This window comes from Synechococcus sp. R70.1, from assembly GCF_047461675.1.
GTDB lineage: Bacteria > Cyanobacteriota > Cyanobacteriia > Thermostichales > Thermostichaceae > Thermostichus.
Window position 1 is genome coordinate 1 of sequence record NZ_JANSHR010000010.1, and the last position, 19514, is coordinate 19514.

The following is a 19514-nucleotide window of genomic DNA, read 5'->3' on the forward strand; positions in this document are numbered from 1 at the left end:
CCCCCCGATGAATCGGGGGGATTACTGCCCCCTCGCACTCCCCCGTTTTTCTAAAGCCCCAGGCTCACCCCCAAAGCCGCCCCCAGGCCGAAGCCCTGGCTGGGGGTCAGGTAGTAAATGGGGTGAAGCTCCAAGTAGACCCCCACGAGGGGCAGGGGCAGGTTGAGCCAGGTGCCGAAGACCCCCCGCACCCCCGCCTGCCCCGCCCCGTCCTGGGGCAGGGAGAGGGCCCTCCCCGTGCCGTAAAAGCCCCCCAGGCCCAGGTTGCGGGCGGGGAGGGGGGCCTTGTGGGGGAGGTCGGCGCCGCGGGCCCCGGGCGCGGGGCGGGGGGCGGCCCCCCCCCGGGGGGGGGGGGTTTTCGGGGCAGGAGCTGGGCTTGCCTTGTAGCCAGCCTTGAGCAACAGATAGGCCAGGTTGAGCTCGCTCAGTTGCTCGGTTTTCTCCAGCAGGGTGGCCAGGGAGCTGTATTGCTCTTTGGCCAGCTTTTCCACCCGCTGGACATACTCTTCCTCCCAGTTGGGAGACTCGGCCAAACCTTTGACTGCCTCTCCCGTAGGCCAGAGATCTGCAGGCGGCGACTCCAGTAGCCGTTGGATGCGCAGCTTGAGCAGAGCCTCGTATTCCGACCGCTCCCGCTCTTTGGTCAGCACCTCGTTGGCCGGGTTGACCAGCTTGGCAAAGAGGACATTGGCCCGCTCTGCCCCTTCCGGATCCCCGACAAAGCGATCCGGGTGCAGGGCCTTGGCTGCCTGCAGGTAGCCGCGCCGAATCCTCTTGGGGTCGGCGGTGAGGGGCACACCCAGGATGGCAAAGTGGTCAGTCTCGTAACGGGCTAGCCCCCGGTCAATGCGGGGGACATCAGCGTTGGCTCCCATAGTTGCCACCTCTCCAAGATTTGCTGCAGAGTTCCATTTTCAGCCAGGGCTGCGATCGCCGCATCCACCGCTTCCTTCAAGGAAGGGTGCTGCGAGGATACCACTCCCACCAAAGGTACGGGGAAGAGAGGCGGCCCCACTAGGCGCAGCCGGGATCCCGCCTGACGCAGGCCCAGGACAGCCACGGGCTGATCGACGAGCACTGCATCCAACTGGCCGGCCTGGAGCTGGGCAAACAGGCGCTCGGGGTTGCTGGTGGCAAAGAGCCGGATGGGGTTGCCCCGCCTCTCGTTGTAGGCTTCCAACAGCGCTGCTCCCGTACTATTGACTACAATGCCCACCTTGCGGCCAAAGAGCTGGGCCAGAGACTGGATAGGGGGCTCCCCTTGCCCAGGATCCCGCACCACCAAGCGCTGGGGGCTGAGGTAGTAGGGCCGGGTGGCGAGAAACTGCTGCGAATCCAGGCCCAGGCCTTCCCGCGCTCCCCAAATGAGATCCACCTCATCCGCCTGCAAGGCCGTCAACTGCTGGCTCCAGGGGATGTAGACAGGTTCAAGCCGCACCTCTAGCGTCTGGGCAATGGCCTCGAGGATCTCCCACTCAAAGCCGGCGTAGGTTTTTCGCCCCAGGTCGGTGTAGAGGTAGGCAGGGCCCAAGCTGGGATCCAGGCCAACCCGCAGACGGCCCCGCGCCCGAATTTGGGCCCAACGGGAGTCGGAACCCACGAGGGCGGCTGAGGCTGGCTTTTGGGCAGGCTGAGGGTAGGCGGGGATTCCCAAGAGAAGCGCCAGGCCAAACCCTGCCGCCCAACAACAGCGCCGGAGTCTTTTCCCGACTAAGTGGCCTCCCTTGCTTTGCAAAAGCGCCATGACTTGCTGGCCTTTACGTAGACTTTGACTTTAGCTGCTGCGCTCTCCGAGCTGGCGATTCCGCCGCAGGGGGAAGGAAACCGGCAGGGGGCTGACCTGGGCCAGTTCTTCTTGGAGAGCAGCATGGAGCCAGCCGTTGCTGGCCAGCAGGCGGCCACTGTACACATCTACCGGGCTGCCGTCGTAGGCGGTAACCTTGCCGCCGGCCTCTCGCACCAAGACAATCCCAGCGGCAATGTCCCAAGGGGAGAGACCCCGCTCCCAATAGCCGTCCAACTGGCCAGTGGCCACGTAGGCCAGGTCAAGGGCAGCCGATCCCCCTCGCCGCACTCCCTGGGTGAGGTGGGTGAAGTGGCAGAACTCAGCGTAGTTGTTGTCCGGAGTTTCCCGGCGGTCGTAGGCAAAGCCAGTAACCAGGAGACTGCGGGAGAGTTCGGTAGTAGAGGAGACGCGGATGGGTTTGCGGTTGCGGGTGGCTCCCATCCCTTGTACGGCGCGAAAGAGATCCCCCCGAAAGATGTCGCAGACCACCCCTAGCACCGGCTCCCGCCCCTCCAGCAGGCCAATAGAGACGGCAGCAAAGGGGTAGCCGTGGGCAAAGTTGGTGGTGCCATCTAAGGGATCGATCGCCCAGGTGTAGGTGCCTTCTGGGGATCCCTGCTGGCCCGATTCCTCCGTCAAGATCCCATCTTCGGGGAAGTGGCGCCTCAGGATCTTCAAGATGAGCTCCTCGGAAGCGCGGTCTGCTGCCGTCACCAAGTCCCCTGGACGTTTCTCCTCAATAGCCAGAGCTTTGTCCACGTACTCCCGCAACAGTGCTGCCGCCTCCAGAGCCGCTTCTGTAGCCACATCCAACCGACGCAACAGAGCTTCCGTCACATCCGCACCTTTGGGTTATAAAGTAAGCTATAGACCTGCTACCCAGAATAGCCTGTCTGCTAGCAAGGCTTGCCGCTCCAAGCGGGCCCAGACAGCCAGAGAAAAGCTCTGCCTGATGCAAAATTTGGAGGAGGTGGGAACCTGCCAGTTGCGGGTTTTGTGAGTTGCCTGGAAAGCCTAGGTTGAATGGGGTGTACTTGAAGGTGGGAGAGGGAAAGCCGTTGCCATCTAACCTCAACGACTTTTTTACTGCGACTACAGCAGTGGGCGGAGCACAGCTGTCCGCTAGCCAGGAGTTGGAACTGGCAGAAGAGCTGTTCGAGCCAGTTCCCGATCAGCCTCTGTCCTATCCGGAGTTCACCCTTTGCCTCTGTCATCCTGTGCGGCCCTGCAGCTACATCCTGCGGGGGGATATCTACACCATTGGCCGGGACCCTTCCAACACTATCCAGATTGTCAACCAGTTTGTCTCGCGCCGCCATGCTTACCTGGTGCGGGTGCCTACCCGGTCTAGCCGCACAGGGTTTACCTACTGTCTCATCGACGGCGACCGCCAAGGGCACTCCAGCACCAACGGCGTATTCGTCAACGGCAGCCGCGTGGCTACCCACTACCTGAGAAGTGGGGATGTCATTTACTTTGGGCCGGAGATCCGGGCCTACTTCTTCGAAGTGGTCCCCATCCCCCAGCTGCCCAGCCCTTCTGAGGTCAACTCTGGCCCTCTGGCAAATAGCTGCAGCTTCCCCGCGACCTAGGCGACCAAGGAACCGTTGACAGATTCAAAGCCACATCGCTATATTGAGCTAGCTAGGCAAGGTAAATTGGGGCATCGCCAAGTGGTAAGGCAGCGGGTTTTGGTCCCGCCATTCGGTGGTTCGAATCCATCTGCCCCAGCTTGAGTGAGTTTGCTTGGGAGAGGAAGCTGCTTCCCTCCCTTTTCTTCTGCCCCTTTGGAGGGAGGGTCTGCCCGTCGAAAAGCTCAGGGGATCCGCAATGGCCCAGCTGTGCCGCTCCTTGATGGTGGTGGGGACAGCTTCCCATGTGGGCAAGACCCTTTTGGTGGCTGCCCTCTGTCGCCTCCTGAAGAAGGCGGGGAAGAGGGTTTCCCCCTTCAAGGCCCAGAACATGTCGCTGAATGCCTATGTCACTGCCGAGGGCCACGAGATTGCCTACGCGCAGGCCCTGCAGGCCTGGGCCGCCGGGATCCCGCCCGCCGTGGAGATGAACCCGATTTTGCTCAAGCCCCAGGGCAACCTAACTTCCCAGGTGGTCCTCAACGGCGTGGCGGTGGACACCTGTTGTGCCAGTGAGTATTACGAGCGCTGGTTTGCGCCTGCCTGGGAGGCGGTGAAAACAGCCCTGGCTCGCCTGCAGCAGCAGTACGAGTGGATTGTCTGCGAGGGGGCGGGCAGTCCGGCAGAGGTCAACCTCAAGCAGCGGGATCTGGCCAACATGCGGGTGGCTTTGCATCTGGGATCCCCCACCTGGCTGGTGGCAGATATTGACCGAGGGGGGGCGCTAGCCCATGTGGTGGGCACCCTGCAGTTGCTAGAGCCAGAGGAACGGGCCCTGATCCGCGGCATTGTCATCAACAAGTTTCGCGGCGCGCGGGAGCTGCTGCAGCCTGGCCTCGATTGGCTGGAGAACTACACCGGGATCCCCGTGGTCGGAGTTCTGCCCTGGCTGGACTGGGCGCTGCCGCAGGAAGATTCGCTGGGCCTGGAGGCCGGCCCCCACCTCTGGGAAGTTCGCCGTCCCCGGCGGGGAGACCGGCTGGAGATTGCCGTGGTTCGCCTGCCCCAGGTGGCCAATTTCTCCGACTTCGACCCCTTGCTAGCAGAGCCCAGCGTCCATCTGCGCTGGGTTGTCCCTGGCCAGAGCCTGGGATCCCCCGATGTGGTCATCCTGCCCGGCAGCAAAACCACCCTCAAGGATCTGCTGGTGCTGCGCCAGAGTGGCCTAGCCGACCAACTGCGCCACTATTCCGGCCACATTGTTGGCATCTGCGGCGGGCTGCAGATGTTGGGACAAACCATCGCCGATCCTGAAGGCCGAGAGGGAGTTGCCGGCACCTACCCCGGGTTGGGCCTCTTGCCGCTGACCACCGTCTTGCAGCCCACCAAGGTCACCCAGCAGGTGCAAACACAAAGCCTCTGGCCCGCCACCACCCCTGTCCAGGGGTATGAGATCCACCAAGGATCTACCCAGGCCAATTCCTCAGGCTGCCTGCCGATCTTTGAGCAAGAAGGCTTGGGTTGGCGGGATCCCACAGGCCGGGTCTGGGGCAGCTATCTACACGGCCTCTTCGACAACCACCGCTGGCGGCGGCAATGGCTAAACTGGCTGCGCCGACAAAAAGGCTGGGATCCCTTGCCAGAGCTGGAGGGCCACTACGCCCAGCAGCGGGAAGAACTGCTGGATCGCCTGGCAGAAGCTTGGCGGCCTCATCTCGAGTGGCAGCAGCTTTTGGAATAGGGCGGGGCAATAGCCGAGGTCTGCGAGAATGGCTGTATTCTAGACAGGGATTTCCTTCCCCCTGGCCTATGCGGCTTCTGGTTACAGGCGGCGCAGGCTATATCGGCAGCCACACCTGTAAAGCCCTGGCGGCCCATGGCCACCTGCCGATTGCCTACGACAACCTGGTTTACGGCCACCCCTGGGCTGTTCGCTGGGGGCCCTTGGAAATTGGCGACATTGCCGACCGCCATCGGCTAGATCAAGTCATCCGGCAGTACCGCCCCGAAGGGGTAATTCACTTTGCCGCCTATGCCTACGTGGGCGAGGCGGTCAAGGATCCGGGCAAATACTACCGCAACAACGTGGCCGGATCCCTGACCGTGTTGGAGGCGATGCGGGATCACGGGATCCCCTACCTGGTGTTCTCCAGCACCTGTGCCACTTACGGCGTGCCGGAGCAGATCCCCATCCCGGAAACCCACCCCCAGCGCCCCATCAACCCCTACGGCCAGAGCAAACTCATGGTGGAGCAGATGCTGCGGGACTTCCAGCTTGCCTACGGGATCCAATCCGTTAGCCTGCGCTACTTCAATGCCGCTGGCGCCGATCCTGACGGCGAAATCGGCGAGGCCCATGACCCAGAAACCCACCTCATCCCCCTAGCCCTAGAAGTTGCCGCTGGCCAGCGCTCTCACCTAACCATCTTTGGGGATGACTACGATACCCCTGACGGTACCTGTATCCGCGACTTCATCCATGTTGCCGACCTGGCGCAAGCCCATGTCTTGGCCCTAGAGGCGCTGGCGGCTGGCAAGCCTCTGCAACCTGCTTACAACTTGGGCAATGGCCAAGGTTTTTCTGTCCGGGAGGTGATTGCCACAGCCGAGGCCGTGACCGGCAAGCAGATCCCTGTGCAAGTGGGGGCGCGCCGACCCGGGGATCCGCCGCGGTTGGTGGGCGACGCCACGGCCATTACCCGTGACCTCAACTGGCGGCCCCGCTATACCAACTTGGCTGAGATCCTTCAAACTGCCTGGTGCTGGCAGCAGAAGCGGCCCTATTTTCAAAGACCACGTTGCTAGTGCTCCGTGCTACTCACTTCTGGCGGGGGGCAAAGGCGCTGAGGGTGTCCAGGTCGGTTTTGCCTTCTAGGATCAAGTCTCGCAGGATGGCGGCGCTAATGGGAGCCAGCAAGACCCCATTGCGATAGTGGCCAGTGGCAACGAGCAGATTGGCATAGCCAGGAGCCGGCCCTAGGATAGGAGCGCGCTGCCCTAGCGGTCGCGGCCGCTGGCCGGCCCAGTGCTCCAATAGCCTTGCTTCCGCCAAGGCTGGGCAAAGCCGGATGGCGCGGGTCAGCAGATCCTGAAGAGCCAGCAGGGTTGGCTCGGCGTGGGAGGCCTGAAATTCCACCGTTGCCCCCACCCACAGGGATCCATCGCCCAGAGGAACCAAGTTGAGATCCCCGTCAGCCACCACTGGCCCCCACGGGATTCCAGCAGCTTGAATCCGCAGGGCCTGGCCCTTAACAGCTTGCAGCGGCATCTGCAAGCCCAGCTCTTTGGCCAGAGCAGAGCTGCCCAGACCAGCAGCAAGAACAACGTACCCCGCCGCCAAGGTGAGCGATGGGGTGTGAACCACCTCTACGCGAAAGGGGGGATCTGGGCTGCGCTGAAAGCTGTAAACCGGTTGGTGGAAGAAAAAGCGGGCTCCTCGGCGTTGAGCTGCCTCCAAGAGCGCCTGCGTGAAGAGCTTGGGGTGGATCTGGCGATCGTGGGGAGAGTAGATAGCCCCTGCCAGGTCGCTACGCAGGCCAGGCTGCAGGGATCTCACCTCCGCCGGACTCAGCCACTGGAGGCCATAGCCCGCCTGTTGACGAGCTGCCAGGGTCTCTTGCCAGGCTGCTACCTCCTCCTCCTGGAGGAGCCGGAGGATGCCGCGCCGATTGACGGGCAAGGTGCGACCCAAGTCTGCTTCCAGCCGAGCAATCAGGGGATCAAACTGCTCCAGGCTTTTTAGGCGCAACTGCACCACCTCCCCGCTGGGTTGGCGGCTGCAGACTCCCATCAACACCCCCAGCGACGCGCCGGTAGCCCCTGAGGCCGGCTCCCCAGCATCTACCCCAATGACTGATAGCCCTGCTGCCGCTAGCTCATAGGCGATGGCACAGCCCACCACCCCGCAGCCAATGACCAACGCGTCACAGTTCACGACTCCTCGCCCCCTTTTCCAGGTGGGACTGCCAGGCGCGGTGATCTTAACTGCTGGCTCCCGACTTCGCCTATGAACCGCTCCCCAATTGTGCTGGAGGTTTTTCTCAGTCTAGATGCTAGCGCTCGCCGTTTGTTCCCTCCGCTACCCCTCTCCCCTACACTCAAAGAGGGAGCTGTTGCTAACTCTAGAGAATCTCGCGCTCTGCGATGGGCTATCGCCGCCGGGATTGGTTGGCCTACTGGCTGCTCAAGTGGCTAGTGGTCAACCCGCTGTTTCGGGGACTGTATTTTGGCCGCACCTATGGGCAGGAAAATGTGCCTCGCCAGGGATCCCTCATTATCGTCAGCAACCATGCTAGCCACCTGGATCCGCCCTTGCTGGCCAACGCAGTGCGCCGCCCTGTAGCCTTCATGGCCAAAGAAGAGCTGTTCCGAGTGCCCGTGCTCAAGCAGGTGATCCGGTTCTACGGCGCCTATCCAGTAAAAAGAGGTGGGGCAGATCGCAGCGCCCTGCAGGCCACAGAAGCAGCTCTGGCCAAGGGATGGGCAGTAGGGATCTTTCTCAACGGCACCCGCACCCCCGATGGCCGCATTCCCCAGCCTCACCTGGGGGCAGCCTTGGTGGCAGCGCGCACTCAGACACCCCTGCTCCCTGTCGCCCTCTGGGGCACCGAGAAGGTGCTGCCCAAGGGATCCCGCTGGCCGCGTTTGTTTTGCCCCATCACCGTGCGCATCGGCAAGCTGATCCCCCCGCCAGTTTCTAGCGAGAAAGCTGAGCTGCAGCGGGTAACGGCAGCCTGTGTGGAAGCCATTCACCTCCTCCTGGATCAGGGGCGCTGAGGGGCAATCAGAGTAGCTTGGGCAACGAGGTACTCAGCCACCGGCTTCCCGCCCAGGATGTGCTCTTGCAGCACCCGCTCTATCACTGGCGGCGTGGCCGAGTGGTACCAAAACCCACCGGGGTACACCAGCAGCACGGGCCCGGGAACGCCATAGTTGCATGCCCGTAGGCAATTGGCCTTGGTGCGGTTGACGCGCAGAGAGCCAACGCCCGCCAGCTCTAGGTTCAACTGCTGAATCCGCAGCTTCAGGTATTCCCAGGCCTCCAGCCCCACCGCCCTTTCACAGCACTTGGGCTTGGTCTGGTCGGCGCAGAGAAATAGATGCCAATGGTAGGAGGGAATCGAAGCCGGCTGAGGCTCTGGAGAGACAGCGGAAAGCTGGGTCATGGGGTATCCTTCCACTGCATTGCTAGACAACTCTCCACTGGAAGGTAGAAGCCTGAGGAGGCGATGCCCTAGCCTGGAGGAAAGTACCTCTTGCCTACTTGGCAATGCTCATCAATGCTCCCCAGCAGCGGTTGTTTCTTGCCCTTCTTCCTCCAGCAGACCTGCAGGAGCAAGTGACGGCAATCAAACAACAGTTTGCCGAGCAATTTGCCAGCCGAGCAGCCCTGCGCTCACCCCCTCACATCACCCTCGTGCCTCCTTTTGAGTGGCCCACCGCTGAGCTGGCAGCCCTGACGGGGTCCCTGGAAGAATTTGCCAAAGAGCAGGCCCCAGTTGCCGTTGAGCTGCGTGGCTTTGGTGCTTTCGCGCCGCGGGTTATCTATATTCACGTTGAGCCCTCCTCAGAGCTGCAGCAGTTGCAGACTAGGGCCCAGCAGCACATGAGCCTTCTTCTCAGGCAGCAGGCCACAACACCTCCCCCTCGTCCTTTTGTGCCTCACATAACGGTAGCCTTTCGAGATCTCCGGCCAGACCAGTTCCGCGCTGCCTGGCCACTCTTCCAGAATCGTCCCTTCCAGGGATCCTTCCTCGCCTCTGCCCTCACTCTCCTCGTCCACGACGGCAAGCGCTGGCAAGTCTTTGCCGAGTTTTCCCTCTCTGCCACTAGGGGATGAGAAGCAGCCGACTACTCTACCCAGTGAGCGGCCATGTATTCAGCCAGATCCAGCACTCGCTGCGAGTAGCCCCACTCGTTGTCGTACCAGGCCATGACCTTAACCAGATCCCCGTCCAGGACGCTGGTCAGCTCTGCATCCACAATGGCGGAGCAACTGTGGCCCCGGTAGTCGATAGAAACCAAGGGAACGTCTGAGTAGGCGATGATCCCTTTCATGGTCGTTTCCGAGGCTTCCTTTAGGGCAGCGTTGACCTCCTCGGCAATCACTTGGCGCTCTGTTTGCACCACCAAATCCACCAAAGAGACATTGGGCGTGGGAACCCGTACCGCCACCCCGTTGAGCTTGCCTTTCAATTCAGGGATCACCAGCGCCACCGCCTTAGCTGCCCCCGTCGTAGTTGGCACCATGCTCAGCGCCGCTGCCCGCGCCCGCCGCAAATCGCGGTGGCCTCCATCCAGAATGCGCTGGTCGCCCGTGTAGCTGTGGGTGGTGGTCATGGTAGCCCGCCGCACACCGAACTTGTCCAGCAGCACTTTGAGAATCGGGGCAAGGCAGTTGGTGGTGCAGCTAGCGTTGCTGACAATGTTGTGCCGCACCGGGTCGTAGGTGTGCTGGTTAACACCATAGACAAAGGTGGGGATGTCACCTCCCTTAGCTGGGGCAGTGATCACCACCTTTTTGGCTCCCGCCTCCAGGTGCTTGGAGGCCCCCTGGTAGTCCAAGAAAACGCCGGTGGCCTCGATTACAAGGTCCACCTTCCACTCTTTCCAGGGGAGGTTGCTGGGGTTGCGCTCGGAAACGGCATGGATGTGCTTGCCGTTAACTAGCAAACCACCCTCGCTAGCCTCCACTTCCACTCCTTGTAGGGTTCCAAGGATGGAGTCGTACTTGAGCAAATGGGCAGCCGTGCGAGCGTCTGAAGTGTCGTTGATGGCAACAATATCGACATTGGACTGCGGACGACTTAGCCAACAGCGCAAAAAGTTGCGACCAATACGACCAAATCCGTTGATGGCTACCCTAACCACTGCCTTGACCTCGCTGCTTCCAATTGTTCGGGGGCTGCTTAGCCCATGATACCGCAAGCCCTGAACATTCTGAATCTGAAGATGATGTTCGCGATCTGGCGAGCTTGGCGCTCCTCAATTGCGTGGGTAGGGGGCAGACTGCCGGCTGCTACGGCAAGCAGACCCCTTGCCTGTAGCTAGGCTCAAAGACTGCAACGGCTCCGAGGTACCTAGCTTTTGGTTGCATCAGCGGGATAGATTCCTTCTTGGGGCAAGCTGTCTTGGGAGCATGGCAAAGAGTTTTGAGGATCCCTTGCTTCCCCATTGGTAGCTGCTTCGGCTTCCGCCAGGGCTTGCAAAGCCAGCAAGATCTCCTCTTCTCGGCGGGTATAGGTCTCCTCGTCGATCTCCCCTAGATCAAGCTGGATCTGCAGAGCTGTAAGCTCTTTCTGGAGGTTTTCCCTGCTGTCAAGTTGCGCCTCGGCCCGCTCGCGAATCTGCTCTGCTAGCCATAGCAAGCCCTGCGCTGGCCACGTCAACAACTGCCAAACCATCCTTGCTTTCCTTGTAAGGACAGGTCGATTCTACTCAACGCAGATCCTGCCTGCACGCAAGGCCAGCTAGCCAGAGCCAAGCAAAGGCAGCTCCTCTAGCGGCGGCTGGGCTAGCTGTTCCGAGAGCATCAACTCTCGCTTAGAGAGCACGCACAGAGGGATCCCCTGCCGGTGGACTCTACTGCGAGTTGCCTCTGTTCCAGCACCTCCAGCGGGGGGTGTTGTGTGCTGCCTGGCTGCTAGCATGAAAATATGGTCATATAAGCAAACACAGGTCAGCAAGATGAAGCAACACTGGGAGAACGTCTACAAGACCAAGCGAGCCGAGTCTCTCAGTTGGTTTCAGCCACGCGCTGAGCGGTCGCTGCGTCTTATTCGGGAGACGGGGTTGGGCTTCTCAGCCTCGATTATTGACGTTGGCGGAGGAGCGTCCAGGTTGGTAGATGAACTGCTGGAGGCGGGCTACCGCAAGCTAACAGTTCTCGATATCTCTGCTGCGGCAGCTCTGGCAGTGGCAAAGGCCCGCCTGGGGGAGCGGGGAAACACAGTCAACTGGGTAGAGGGCGACATTACCCAGCTAACTCTGCCGGCCAACGCCTACGACATTTGGCATGACCGGGCAACGTTTCACTTTCTTACGAATCCTCAAGATCGGCGAGCATACGTGGCCAATGTCCTGAGAGCGGTAAAGCCGGGAGGGTTTACTATCATAGCCACCTTCGCTGAAGATGGACCTACGCAATGCACTGGCCTGCCTGTTGTGCGCTACTCGCCCGATCTCTTGCAGGCAGAGTTCGGTAGCGCTTTCAACCTCCTAAAGCATGAGCAAGAAGAGCACCGCACCCCCGCTGGCGCTGTGCAAAAGTTTGTGTACTGCTGTTTCCAGAAAAAGCCAACTGCTCTTGAAGCTGAGCTCTCTCCGGAGGGTGACCGCCAGCAACAAAAGTCTCTGGTTGTGGTTTTGTAGGGTTAGAGGCTACCTGCAGTTACCCACCTAGAGCAGGCGACTGCAGCGAGCTTTCCAGTCCAGCTTCTGATCCAGAAGGAGCTCCAGGTGAGGTAGATAGGCTTTGTAGCTGTGCTCTACAGAGCCAATTAAGTGAGTGGCATTAAGGTTCTCGATTCTGGGGTGAAACTCTTTAATTGGCTTGATCCCGCAGGGGCTGCGGTTGAGGGATGGGACTTTGAAGACGTAGGCCAAAACCAGATCGTCTTCGTTGTAGATATTCACCAGTTTTCCCGTGATATTTTCTACATGCAGGCTCCACTGCTTATCGGCTTGCCTTCTAACGGCACCACTGAGCAGGATGATATCCTTGAGGCGCGGATCTACAGTCTTAGGCCAACCTCGCATAATGTAGTAGGCTACCCTAGCTCCCAAGGAAAACCCCATCAGCGTAATCTGTCTTTCCGGCAAAGAGGAGAGCAGAGGATAGCCATAGTCAAGCCCCACTTTTTTGGCTTTAGCTTTGTGGGCTTCCCAGTGGGCAAGCAGTCCTACGCCAAGCTTAAGGGTGGATAAGGCGAATCTCACCGGACTGAAAGCATCCCACCAGAGGTAGTATAGGGATCCCTTCCACCCAGCCCGTCGGAGTGTTTCCCACAATAGTCTTTTTTTCCAAGGTTGGGTTTCGCCTTCGCTGAGAAAACCGTTGATAAAAACCAGGGCCTCGTCCCAGCCTAGGGAGGGCTCGATAGGGATCAGCTCAGGCTTGTGGTGGACAGCTTCCTCGACAAGATAGTTCCAGGTTCCGTCAGCAAGAGTTCCCCTAAGATGGAGAGCAGTTGCGCTAGCTCCAGCAAGAACTTCTCCTGCTCCTCGAGCGACCTCAGTACCTAGTCGAAAGCAGCTTGGGCAACTGCTTGAGTCGCCTGACCGACGACCTTAGCAGTGCCAAGGACAGCACCTGCAGATTTTCCCACAACCTCGGCAGCAATCTCCGCAGCCGCCTTTGGGGCTCCCCAAAGGATTTTCCCAACGATCTCCAGGATTGCTTTCTCCTTGAAATTAGCAAAGAACTTAACTTGTTCCACTTTACTCTACCCGCGCCGCATGGCGGTAACCCCCGTGGGATCCAGCACCTTGCCGCGCTCTGCCTCGGCATAGACTAGGTAGCGATCGCCACACTCCATCCAACTTTTGACACGGCACTCTAGGTAAGCCAGGGCATCCAAAAGGATCGGGCAGCCATTCTCGGCAGTGGCGATGGCTAGACCGGCAAAGCGATCTTCGCCAGGGCGTTGAGGCCGTTGAAAGTGCCGCTGCAGGCTGCTGCTTTTGCCCTCCCGCAAAATGTTGAGTACAAAGGGCACCTGGGGACGGGTAAGCAACTCTGCCTCGCTTTCCTTGCTCACAGAGAGGGTAAGGCCTGGGGGGTTGAAGCTGGCCTGGGCCACTGACCAGGTGAGAAAGCCGCGCGGGATCCCATCTTGCAGGGCGGTAACCACGCAGAGGGATCCCACTACCCGGCTGAAGGCCTGCACCAGCCGATCCGCCTGCGCTTCAACACCCCCTTGGCGGGAGGTGCGGGCTCGCTTGGCCTTGCGCAAGGCTTGGGCAAACTGGGATCCCGCCTCTTGACAGGCTTCCAGGATTGCATGGGTAGGCTTGAACCTAGCGCGGATGGTTGCAAACCCCAGGGTAAAGCCGGCATTGAGCAGCTTGCTCTCAATGAGATCCACGGCTTCGCCGCTCCAGCCGTAGGAGCCAAAGACCCCGGCCAGCTTGGTGGTGGGAACGGAAGAGAGAATGATGCCCAGGGCTGTTTGGATTTGAACTGGAGGATGGCCGGCCAAGGTGGGGGATCCGATAATGAACCCCTGGCAGCGCTCTAGGGCTTGGGCAATCTCTTCAGGAGTGGCCCATTCGCAGTTAACCCGCTCCACGGTAACTCCCGCCCGCTCCAAGCCTTGGGCAATAGCCACCGCCATCAGGCCGGTGTTCCCGTAGGCGGAGGTGTACAGGAGAGCTACCCGCTGCTCCAGGGGATTCTCCTCGCACCACAGGTGGTAATCCAAGCGCAGCCGCCGTAGGCTGTGGCGCACCAGGGGGCCGTGGGCAGGGGCGTAGATCTGGGCGGGGAATTCTTCCAACTTGGCTAGGGCTGCCTTCACCTGGGGCGCTTGGCTGCGGTGCAGGCAGTCAAAGTAGTAGCGGCGGTCTTCGCTGAGCTGCCGCCAATGCTCGTCGAACACCTGCTCGTCGCACACATGAGCGCCAAACAGCTTGTCGGTAAAGAGGATCCCCGTGGCCGGATCGTAGGTGCAGAGGGCGTCGGGGTGGCGGGGCGTGGGCACGGTGCGAAAATGCAACTCATGGCCTTCCCCCAGATCCAGGCGATCCCCATCTCGGATCACGCGCAGGCGAAAGGACTGGTTAGCTCCGTAGGCAATGCCAAAATCGGCAGCCTCCTCTTCGTCACGGCTAGGAGTTGGGGATTCCATGCCTTCAAAGGCCGCTCGCAGGGTGAGGGATCCGGGCTTAGAGCAGAGCACCACCGCATAGGGAGCCAGCGGCAGAAGCGCTTTGAGGGTGGCGATGCGGTTGAAGTTGACGTGGCTCAGTAGGATAAAGTCCAGCCGCTGCAGGTACTGGTGTTGGGCCAGCTCCTCCAAGAAGATGTCGGTAAAGGATTCTCCTGGGGGATCGATGAGCAAGGTCTGCCGCGCCTGGATGAGATAACTATTAGCCGTGGTGCCCCGCTGCCGGGCATATTCCAGCTCAAACTTTAGGCGATTCCAGGTGCGGGAGCGAAAAACCAGGGTAGAGGGACCAATGGTGGCCACCTGGACATCGCGAGCAGGAGTCTTGCTCTCCATAGCAGCCTCCGATGCGGCATCTGTCCCCACCTTGCCACGAAATCAGCGAGACTGGGATCCTCTTTGGAAAACTTCGAAAGACCCGCTACTGGAGCGGGATCAGAGGGCTGACAACAGCTAACGTACAATTTGTCCATTGACCCTGAGTGTCCCCATGATCCAAGCTGCTGGATCTCCTCATTCGGATGCCCCTGCTTGGCATAGCCTGCCTCTTCCGGCTGTTATCCAGAAGTTGCAAAGCGACCCCGACTGTGGCCTGACTAGCCAGCAGGTTACCCAAAGGCAGCGGGAATACGGCCCCAACGAGCTGATCTCCTCTCCTGGCCGCAGCGCCTGGCAGCTCTTCCTTGACCAATTCCGCAATGTCATGCTGCTGATGCTGATCGCCGTGGCGGCGATCTCAGCCCTTCTGGATCTGCAAAAGGGAGAGTTTCCTAAGGACGCCCTGGCCATTCTGCTGGTGGTGGGTCTCAATGGCTTGCTGGGCTACTTGCAAGAAAGCCGCGCGGAAAAGGCGCTGGCCGCCCTGAAAAAACTGGCCTCCCCCAGCGTGCGGGTGCAGCGGGACGGCCTGTGGCAGGAGATCCCTGCTAACCAGTTGGTGCCAGGAGATCGGGTGCTGCTGGAGGCCGGGGTGCAGATCCCAGCCGACGGGCGCTTGGTGGAAGCAGTCAACCTCCAGGTGCGGGAGGCGGCTTTGACGGGGGAGGCGGTGCCGGTTACCAAGCAGGCCGATTGTGTCCTCCCCGAGGAAACTGAGCTCGGAGAGCGGCGCAACATGGCCTTCATGGGCACCGAGGTGCTCCAGGGGCGAGGGATCCTCCTGGTTACGGCCACCGGCATGAACACGGAGCTGGGCAAGGTGGCCAAGCTGCTCCAAGCAGTAGAAAACGAGCCCACTCCCCTGCAGCGGCGCATGAGCCAGTTGGGCAATGTGCTGGTGTCGGGATCCCTGGTCTTGGTGGCTCTGGTGGTGATTGTGGGGCTGCTGCAGGCCAGAAGCCTGGCGCCTTTCACCTCGCTGCTGGAAACTTCCCTCAGCATGGCCGTGGCGGTGGTGCCGGAAGGGCTGCCGGCTGTAACCACGGTTACCTTGGCTATTGGAACCCAGCGCATGGTGCGCCGCAACGCCCTCATCCGCCGCCTGCCAGCCGTGGAGACGCTGGGATCCGTCACCACCATCTGCTCCGACAAAACCGGCACCCTCACCGAAAACAAAATGGTGGTCACCGACATCCTCACCCCCGACCGCCACTACCACGTCAGCGGCACTGGCTACATTCCCAAGGGATCCTTCTACTGCGGCGGCCAGCCCATCGATCCCCAGAGCGCCCCCGACCTGCAGGCCCTTCTCAGAGCCGTGGTCTTCTGCAACGACGCCCTGTTGCAAGCCACTCTCCCAGCCCAGCGTGGCGCTGCCCCCACCTGGTCGATCCTGGGGGATCCCACGGAGGCCGCCCTGCTGGTGGCTGCTGCCAAGGCCAATCTGCAGAAAGCTTCTTTGCAGGAGCAGCACCCGCGGGTGCAGGAGATCCCTTTTAGCTCAGAGCGCAAGCGCATGAGCGTGGTGGTGCAAGAGGAGGGCAGCTACGGCGTCTACGTCAAGGGATCTGCCGAGCTGGTGCTGGAGCAGTGTGCCTATATCCAGAAAAGTGGAACTTGGCAGGCGCTGTCAGAAGCCGATCGACAAGCCATTCTGGCTGCCAACAACCGTTTGGCGGCCCAGGGCATCCGGGTTTTGGGGGTGGCCACCCAGCGGCTACAGGGGATCCCGGAGAACCTCGAGGAGATCGAGCGCAACTTGGTGTGGCTGGGCCTAGTGGGCATGTACGATCCCCCTCGGCCCGAAGCGCGGGAAGCCGTAGCCCGCTGCCGCCAGGCCGGGATCCGCACCCTCATGGTAACCGGCGATCACCAACTCACTGCGATAGCTATTGCCCGCGAGCTGGGCATTCTCGACTCCGAGAGCCAGGCCATTGATGGGCGCACCCTCTCCCGCCTTAGCTTTGAGGAGCTGCTGCAGACGGTGCAAAGGGTCAACGTCTATGCCCGCGTGGCCCCCGAGCACAAGCTGCGCATCGTGCAGGCCCTGCAGAAACAAAACCAGTTTGTGGCCATGACGGGGGATGGGGTCAACGACGCCCCTGCCCTGCGCCAAGCAGATATCGGCATCGCCATGGGGATTACCGGCACCGATGTAAGCAAAGAGGCCAGCGACATGGTGCTTTTGGACGACAACTTTGCCACCATCGTGGCGGCCATTGAAGAAGGACGGGTGGTCTACAACAACATCCGCCGTTTTGTGAAATACATCTTGGGCAGCAACATCGGCGAGGTGTTGACTGTGGCGGCTACACCTCTCCTGGGCCTAGAGGACGTGCCGCTGACGCCCCTGCAGATCCTGTGGATGAACTTGGTAACCGACGGCCTGCCGGCTTTGGCTTTGGCAATGGAGCCAGCAGAGCCGGGGGTGATGCAGAGCCCTCCCTTCAACCCCAAGGAAAGCATCTTCGCCCAGGGGCTGGGAGCCTACATGGTGCGCGTCGGCGTGGTCTTTGCCATCTCCACGATCCTGATGACGGCCATCGTGAAAGCCCATATCCCCCACTGGCGCACGATGGTCTTTACCACCCTGTGTATTGCTCAGATGGGCCATGCGCTGGCGGCTCGCTCCAATGACAAGCTGACCATCGAGCTCAACCCCTTTTCCAATCCCTACCTGCTGGGGGCCGTGTTGGCCACTTTGCTGCTGCAGTTGGCCCTGCTCTATGTGCCCTTCCTGCGCAGCTTTTTCGGGACGGAAGAGTTGACCCTTTCAGAACTGCTCATTTGCATGGGCTTTAGCACCGTGGTGATGGTCTGGGTAGATCTGGAAAAACTCTACCGCCGCTGGCGCCAGGGATCCCGTCAAACCCCTTGAGCAGAAAAGCCAGGGAGTCTACACCCCTCTCAGAGGGGTAGGAGAACTTTTTTGCTTCAGAAGTGACAATTGTTGTTTTGGCCAGCCTACGGATCCTTCGGAAACCCCTGCCAGGAGATCCGGCAAGCCAGCCAAGCCCTGCTGGGATCCCTAGTAGCAAGATGCCCAAGCTGTGGCCCACTGGCCCATCGCCTCAGGAGCAGCAGCACACTAGGGGCTAAGGCACTTGGCCAAATCTGTAAAACGGGATACAATTGAGAGGTCTCTCCGACGGCTGGAAGCCAAGTATCAGCGGGTTATCCTCGAGCTGTCGGCTGCTGTGCCAAAACCTCCCTACTTCTCCATCCAGGTGCCCATGCAGGAGCTTGAGGTTGGTCTTTTGACTGGATCTAACTCCGCTTCCGCGGAGAAGGGACTTCTTCTCCTAATTGTGGACGATGATCCCAGCCAGCGGCTTTTGGCTCGTTACGCCCTGGAGCGAGAAGGCTACCACATCCTAGAAGCCGACAGCGGCATAGCCTGCCTAGAAGCTGCAAGCCGCTACCAGCCAGATATAGTACTCCTGGACGCGGTGATGCCGGACCTAGATGGGTTTGAGTGCTGTCGCCGCCTCCATGCTCAAAACCCTGACATGCCGATTTTAATCGTCACCGCTTTGGAAGACGAAGCTTTTGTCAACGAGGCTTTTGCTGCAGGAGCCAGTGACTACATCCCTAAGCCTATCCACTGGTCAGTTCTGAAGCGGCGGCTGCGCCACTTGCTGCAAGTTAGCCAGGCCCAACGCCGTCTACAACAGCTTAACCAAGAACTGGAAGCCAAGGTGAAGGAGCGCACTGCTCAACTGGCCTGCCAGGTAGCAGATTTGGAGCAGCTCAACCGCCTCAAAGACCACTTTTTGGCCGCGGTCTCCCACGAGCTGCGCACGCCCTTAACCAAAATCAGACTAGCCTTGGAACTCCTGGGCCGCACCCCCCTCAACGAGAAGCAGCGGCAGTACCGGGACATTGCCCTGCAGGAGTGCGAGGTCGAAATCCATCTTATCGACCGCCTGTTGGCTCTGCAGGGTCTGCAAGGGAAAGAGTGGGGCTCTGCCGTTGCGGCCATTGATCTGCCCAGCTTTTGGCAGAGCTTGCTCGAGTCGGCACGGCAATGTGCGCAGGCCCACTCCCTCACGCTACAGGTTGGGGATCTGCACCCGCCTGCCTCGGGATTTTACAGCCATCCGCAGCTCCTGGATCAGGTTCTCAAAGAACTGCTGAGCAATGCCTGCAAGTTTACCCAGCCAGGTGGCACTATCTGTCTAGAGATCCAGTCGATTCCTGGAGGGGTCGAGTTTAGGGTCGGTAACAGTGCTCAGATTGAGCCCGAACACTTGCCCCACATTTTCGAGCCCTTTTACCGCGTGCCCACCACGGATCCCTGGGTCCAGCCAGGCAGCGGTTTGGGGCTGGCTTTGGTGAAGCAGTGGGTGGAGTATCTGCGGGGCCACATCCAGGTCACTAGCCAAAAGGGGTGGACCTGGTTTGTACTACGCCTGCCCAGTCTAGTGCCATCCAATCCTTGAGGCCCCCTAATGGCCGACAGCAGCAGTTTCAGCAGTGGCAAAGGAAGTGCCGCAGCCGCAGGTAGCCACGGCATTGGGATTCTTGAATTTGAAGCCACCCCCCAACAGATCTTCGGAAAAGTCGACAGTGAGGCCCTGGAGCAGGGTCATGCTCAAGGGATCCACCGCCACCCGGAGATCCCCAAAGTCGAAGGTGTGATCGTCGGGGTTGGCCTGAGACTCAAAGTTCATCACATAGGAGAGGCCAGAGCAGCCGCTGGGCTTGACCCCCAGGCGCAAGATGGGCTGGGATCCCTCTTTCTCGTACTTGCTGCGCAGGCGCTTTAGCTCTTGGATGGCGCTATCGGTCAAGGTGATCATGGCGGGAAAGCTGACACGTACCCCTATCCTAACAATCCTTTCCAGGCAGAAACAGTTGATAAGCTAGGGATCCCGTTCCTTAACGTTGTCG

19 protein-coding genes and 1 tRNA gene are annotated in these 19514 nt (G+C 60.4%); 9 read left to right on the plus strand and 11 right to left on the minus strand.

The genetic code is table 11. The annotated features are described in order from the left end of the window. Positions 1-50 precede the first annotated feature (50 nt). The 3 genes from NW807_RS00965 to NW807_RS00975 all read right to left on the minus strand — a co-directional run bounded on the left by NW807_RS00965 (position 51) and on the right by NW807_RS00975 (position 2623). Positions 51-875 (minus strand): J domain-containing protein, encoded by an 825-nt coding sequence (locus NW807_RS00965; RefSeq protein WP_414425033.1) that lies wholly within the window; start codon positions 873-875, stop codon positions 51-53. Further along, positions 833-1600, minus strand: coding sequence for an ABC transporter substrate-binding protein (locus tag NW807_RS00970; RefSeq protein WP_414425034.1), 768 nt, complete (start codon positions 1598-1600; stop codon positions 833-835). Before NW807_RS00970 ends, NW807_RS00965 begins: the two co-directional genes overlap by 43 nt. 174 nt (positions 1601-1774) lie before the next feature. After that, the gene (locus NW807_RS00975) at positions 1775-2623 is read right to left on the minus strand and encodes an inositol monophosphatase family protein (RefSeq protein ID WP_414404931.1); all 849 of its coding nucleotides are present in this window, start codon (positions 2621-2623) and stop codon (positions 1775-1777) included. Positions 2624-2919: 296 nt separating this feature from the next. On the opposite strand from NW807_RS00975, the gene NW807_RS00980 reads away from it, so the two are divergent. The 4 genes from NW807_RS00980 to galE all read left to right on the plus strand — a co-directional run bounded on the left by NW807_RS00980 (position 2920) and on the right by galE (position 6162). Then, positions 2920-3378 carry an FHA domain-containing protein gene (locus NW807_RS00980; RefSeq protein WP_414425035.1) on the plus strand — a complete coding sequence of 153 codons (459 nt, stop codon included), beginning with the start codon at positions 2920-2922 and terminating at the stop codon, positions 3376-3378. A gap of 67 nt (positions 3379-3445) precedes the next feature. Further along, positions 3446-3517: transfer RNA gene (locus NW807_RS00985), tRNA-Gln, on the plus strand. Positions 3518-3616: 99 nt separating this feature from the next. Then, on the plus strand, positions 3617-5098 hold the full coding sequence (locus NW807_RS00990; protein ID WP_414425036.1) for a cobyric acid synthase: 1482 nt from the start codon (positions 3617-3619) through the stop codon (positions 5096-5098). 68 nt (positions 5099-5166) lie between these two features. Further along, a complete protein-coding gene (gene galE, locus NW807_RS00995) occupies positions 5167-6162 on the plus strand; it encodes a UDP-glucose 4-epimerase GalE (protein ID WP_414425037.1) in 996 nt (331 codons plus the stop codon). Between the two features lie 13 nt (positions 6163-6175). On the opposite strand, the gene NW807_RS01000 is transcribed toward galE, so the two are convergent. After that, the gene (locus NW807_RS01000) at positions 6176-7291 is read right to left on the minus strand and encodes an NAD(P)/FAD-dependent oxidoreductase (RefSeq protein ID WP_414425038.1); all 1116 of its coding nucleotides are present in this window, start codon (positions 7289-7291) and stop codon (positions 6176-6178) included. A 209-nt stretch (positions 7292-7500) separates the two neighbouring features. Between NW807_RS01000 and NW807_RS01005 the strand changes: the two genes are divergently transcribed. Further along, positions 7501-8133, plus strand: a complete 633-nt coding sequence (locus NW807_RS01005; protein ID WP_414404926.1) for a lysophospholipid acyltransferase family protein — start codon at positions 7501-7503, stop codon at positions 8131-8133. Here the strand turns inward: NW807_RS01005 and NW807_RS01010 are convergent. Next, positions 8121-8522, minus strand: coding sequence for a (2Fe-2S) ferredoxin domain-containing protein (locus NW807_RS01010; RefSeq protein WP_414425039.1), 402 nt, complete (start codon positions 8520-8522; stop codon positions 8121-8123). The genes NW807_RS01005 and NW807_RS01010 overlap by 13 nt on opposite strands. Before the next feature lie 104 nt (positions 8523-8626). On the opposite strand from NW807_RS01010, the gene NW807_RS01015 reads away from it, so the two are divergent. Then, the gene (locus NW807_RS01015; protein WP_414425040.1) at positions 8627-9196 is read left to right on the plus strand and encodes a 2'-5' RNA ligase family protein; all 570 of its coding nucleotides are present in this window, start codon (positions 8627-8629) and stop codon (positions 9194-9196) included. A gap of 11 nt (positions 9197-9207) precedes the next feature. Here the strand turns inward: NW807_RS01015 and gap are convergent, their stop codons facing one another. Together gap and NW807_RS01025 are read right to left on the minus strand one after the other, a co-directional pair. Then, positions 9208-10227, minus strand: coding sequence for a type I glyceraldehyde-3-phosphate dehydrogenase (gene gap / locus NW807_RS01020; RefSeq protein WP_414425041.1), 1020 nt, complete (start codon positions 10225-10227; stop codon positions 9208-9210). 209 nt (positions 10228-10436) lie between these two features. Beyond that, complete coding sequence (locus NW807_RS01025; RefSeq protein ID WP_414425042.1) at positions 10437-10760, minus strand: gas vesicle protein GvpG; 324 nt, start codon at positions 10758-10760, stop codon at positions 10437-10439. A 283-nt stretch (positions 10761-11043) separates the two neighbouring features. On the opposite strand from NW807_RS01025, the gene NW807_RS01030 reads away from it, so the two are divergent. After that, the gene (locus tag NW807_RS01030) at positions 11044-11727 is read left to right on the plus strand and encodes a class I SAM-dependent methyltransferase (RefSeq protein WP_414425043.1); all 684 of its coding nucleotides are present in this window, start codon (positions 11044-11046) and stop codon (positions 11725-11727) included. 27 nt (positions 11728-11754) lie between these two features. On the opposite strand, the gene NW807_RS01035 is transcribed toward NW807_RS01030, so the two are convergent. From NW807_RS01035 to NW807_RS01045, 3 genes are all read right to left on the minus strand, one after another. Then, positions 11755-12294 carry a DUF726 domain-containing protein gene (locus NW807_RS01035; RefSeq protein WP_414425044.1) on the minus strand — a complete coding sequence of 180 codons (540 nt, stop codon included), beginning with the start codon at positions 12292-12294 and terminating at the stop codon, positions 11755-11757. 302 nt (positions 12295-12596) lie between these two features. Continuing rightward, positions 12597-12794: a hypothetical protein gene (locus NW807_RS01040; protein WP_414425045.1), complete on the minus strand. Its 198-nt coding sequence runs from the start codon at positions 12792-12794 to the stop codon at positions 12597-12599. Positions 12795-12800: 6 nt separating this feature from the next. Continuing rightward, complete coding sequence (locus NW807_RS01045) at positions 12801-14579, minus strand: flavin reductase (protein ID WP_414404919.1); 1779 nt, start codon at positions 14577-14579, stop codon at positions 12801-12803. 154 nt (positions 14580-14733) lie between these two features. Here NW807_RS01045 and NW807_RS01050 point away from each other — a divergent pair, with 154 nt between their 5' ends. Further along, on the plus strand, positions 14734-17499 hold the full coding sequence (locus NW807_RS01050) for a cation-translocating P-type ATPase (protein ID WP_414404918.1): 2766 nt from the start codon (positions 14734-14736) through the stop codon (positions 17497-17499). Between the two features lie 226 nt (positions 17500-17725). Beyond that, the gene (locus NW807_RS01055; protein WP_414425046.1) at positions 17726-19063 is read left to right on the plus strand and encodes a response regulator; all 1338 of its coding nucleotides are present in this window, start codon (positions 17726-17728) and stop codon (positions 19061-19063) included. A 6-nt stretch (positions 19064-19069) separates the two neighbouring features. Here NW807_RS01055 and NW807_RS01060 read toward each other — a convergent pair whose 3' ends face one another. Further along, positions 19070-19423 carry a HesB/IscA family protein gene (locus NW807_RS01060; protein WP_414394017.1) on the minus strand — a complete coding sequence of 118 codons (354 nt, stop codon included), beginning with the start codon at positions 19421-19423 and terminating at the stop codon, positions 19070-19072. Positions 19424-19514: the final 91 nt, after the last annotated feature.

What these genes read in the sequence shown, in the direction of transcription:
- NW807_RS01025 (WP_414425042.1), bottom strand. Translation starts at nt 10,760, where the DNA reads ATGGTTTGGCAGTTGTTGACGTGGCCAGCGCAGGGCTTGCTATGGCTA.
- NW807_RS01030 (WP_414425043.1), top strand. Translation starts at nt 11,044, where the DNA reads ATGAAGCAACACTGGGAGAACGTCTACAAGACCAAGCGAGCCGAGTCT.
- NW807_RS01015 (WP_414425040.1), top strand. Translation starts at nt 8,627, where the DNA reads ATGCTCATCAATGCTCCCCAGCAGCGGTTGTTTCTTGCCCTTCTTCCT.
- galE (WP_414425037.1), top strand. Translation starts at nt 5,167, where the DNA reads ATGCGGCTTCTGGTTACAGGCGGCGCAGGCTATATCGGCAGCCACACC.
- NW807_RS00965 (WP_414425033.1), bottom strand. Translation starts at nt 875, where the DNA reads ATGGGAGCCAACGCTGATGTCCCCCGCATTGACCGGGGGCTAGCCCGT.
- NW807_RS01060 (WP_414394017.1), bottom strand. Translation starts at nt 19,423, where the DNA reads ATGATCACCTTGACCGATAGCGCCATCCAAGAGCTAAAGCGCCTGCGC.
- NW807_RS01050 (WP_414404918.1), top strand. Translation starts at nt 14,734, where the DNA reads ATGATCCAAGCTGCTGGATCTCCTCATTCGGATGCCCCTGCTTGGCAT.
- NW807_RS01005 (WP_414404926.1), top strand. Translation starts at nt 7,501, where the DNA reads ATGGGCTATCGCCGCCGGGATTGGTTGGCCTACTGGCTGCTCAAGTGG.
- NW807_RS01010 (WP_414425039.1), bottom strand. Translation starts at nt 8,522, where the DNA reads ATGACCCAGCTTTCCGCTGTCTCTCCAGAGCCTCAGCCGGCTTCGATT.
- NW807_RS00990 (WP_414425036.1), top strand. Translation starts at nt 3,617, where the DNA reads ATGGCCCAGCTGTGCCGCTCCTTGATGGTGGTGGGGACAGCTTCCCAT.
- NW807_RS01045 (WP_414404919.1), bottom strand. Translation starts at nt 14,579, where the DNA reads ATGGAGAGCAAGACTCCTGCTCGCGATGTCCAGGTGGCCACCATTGGT.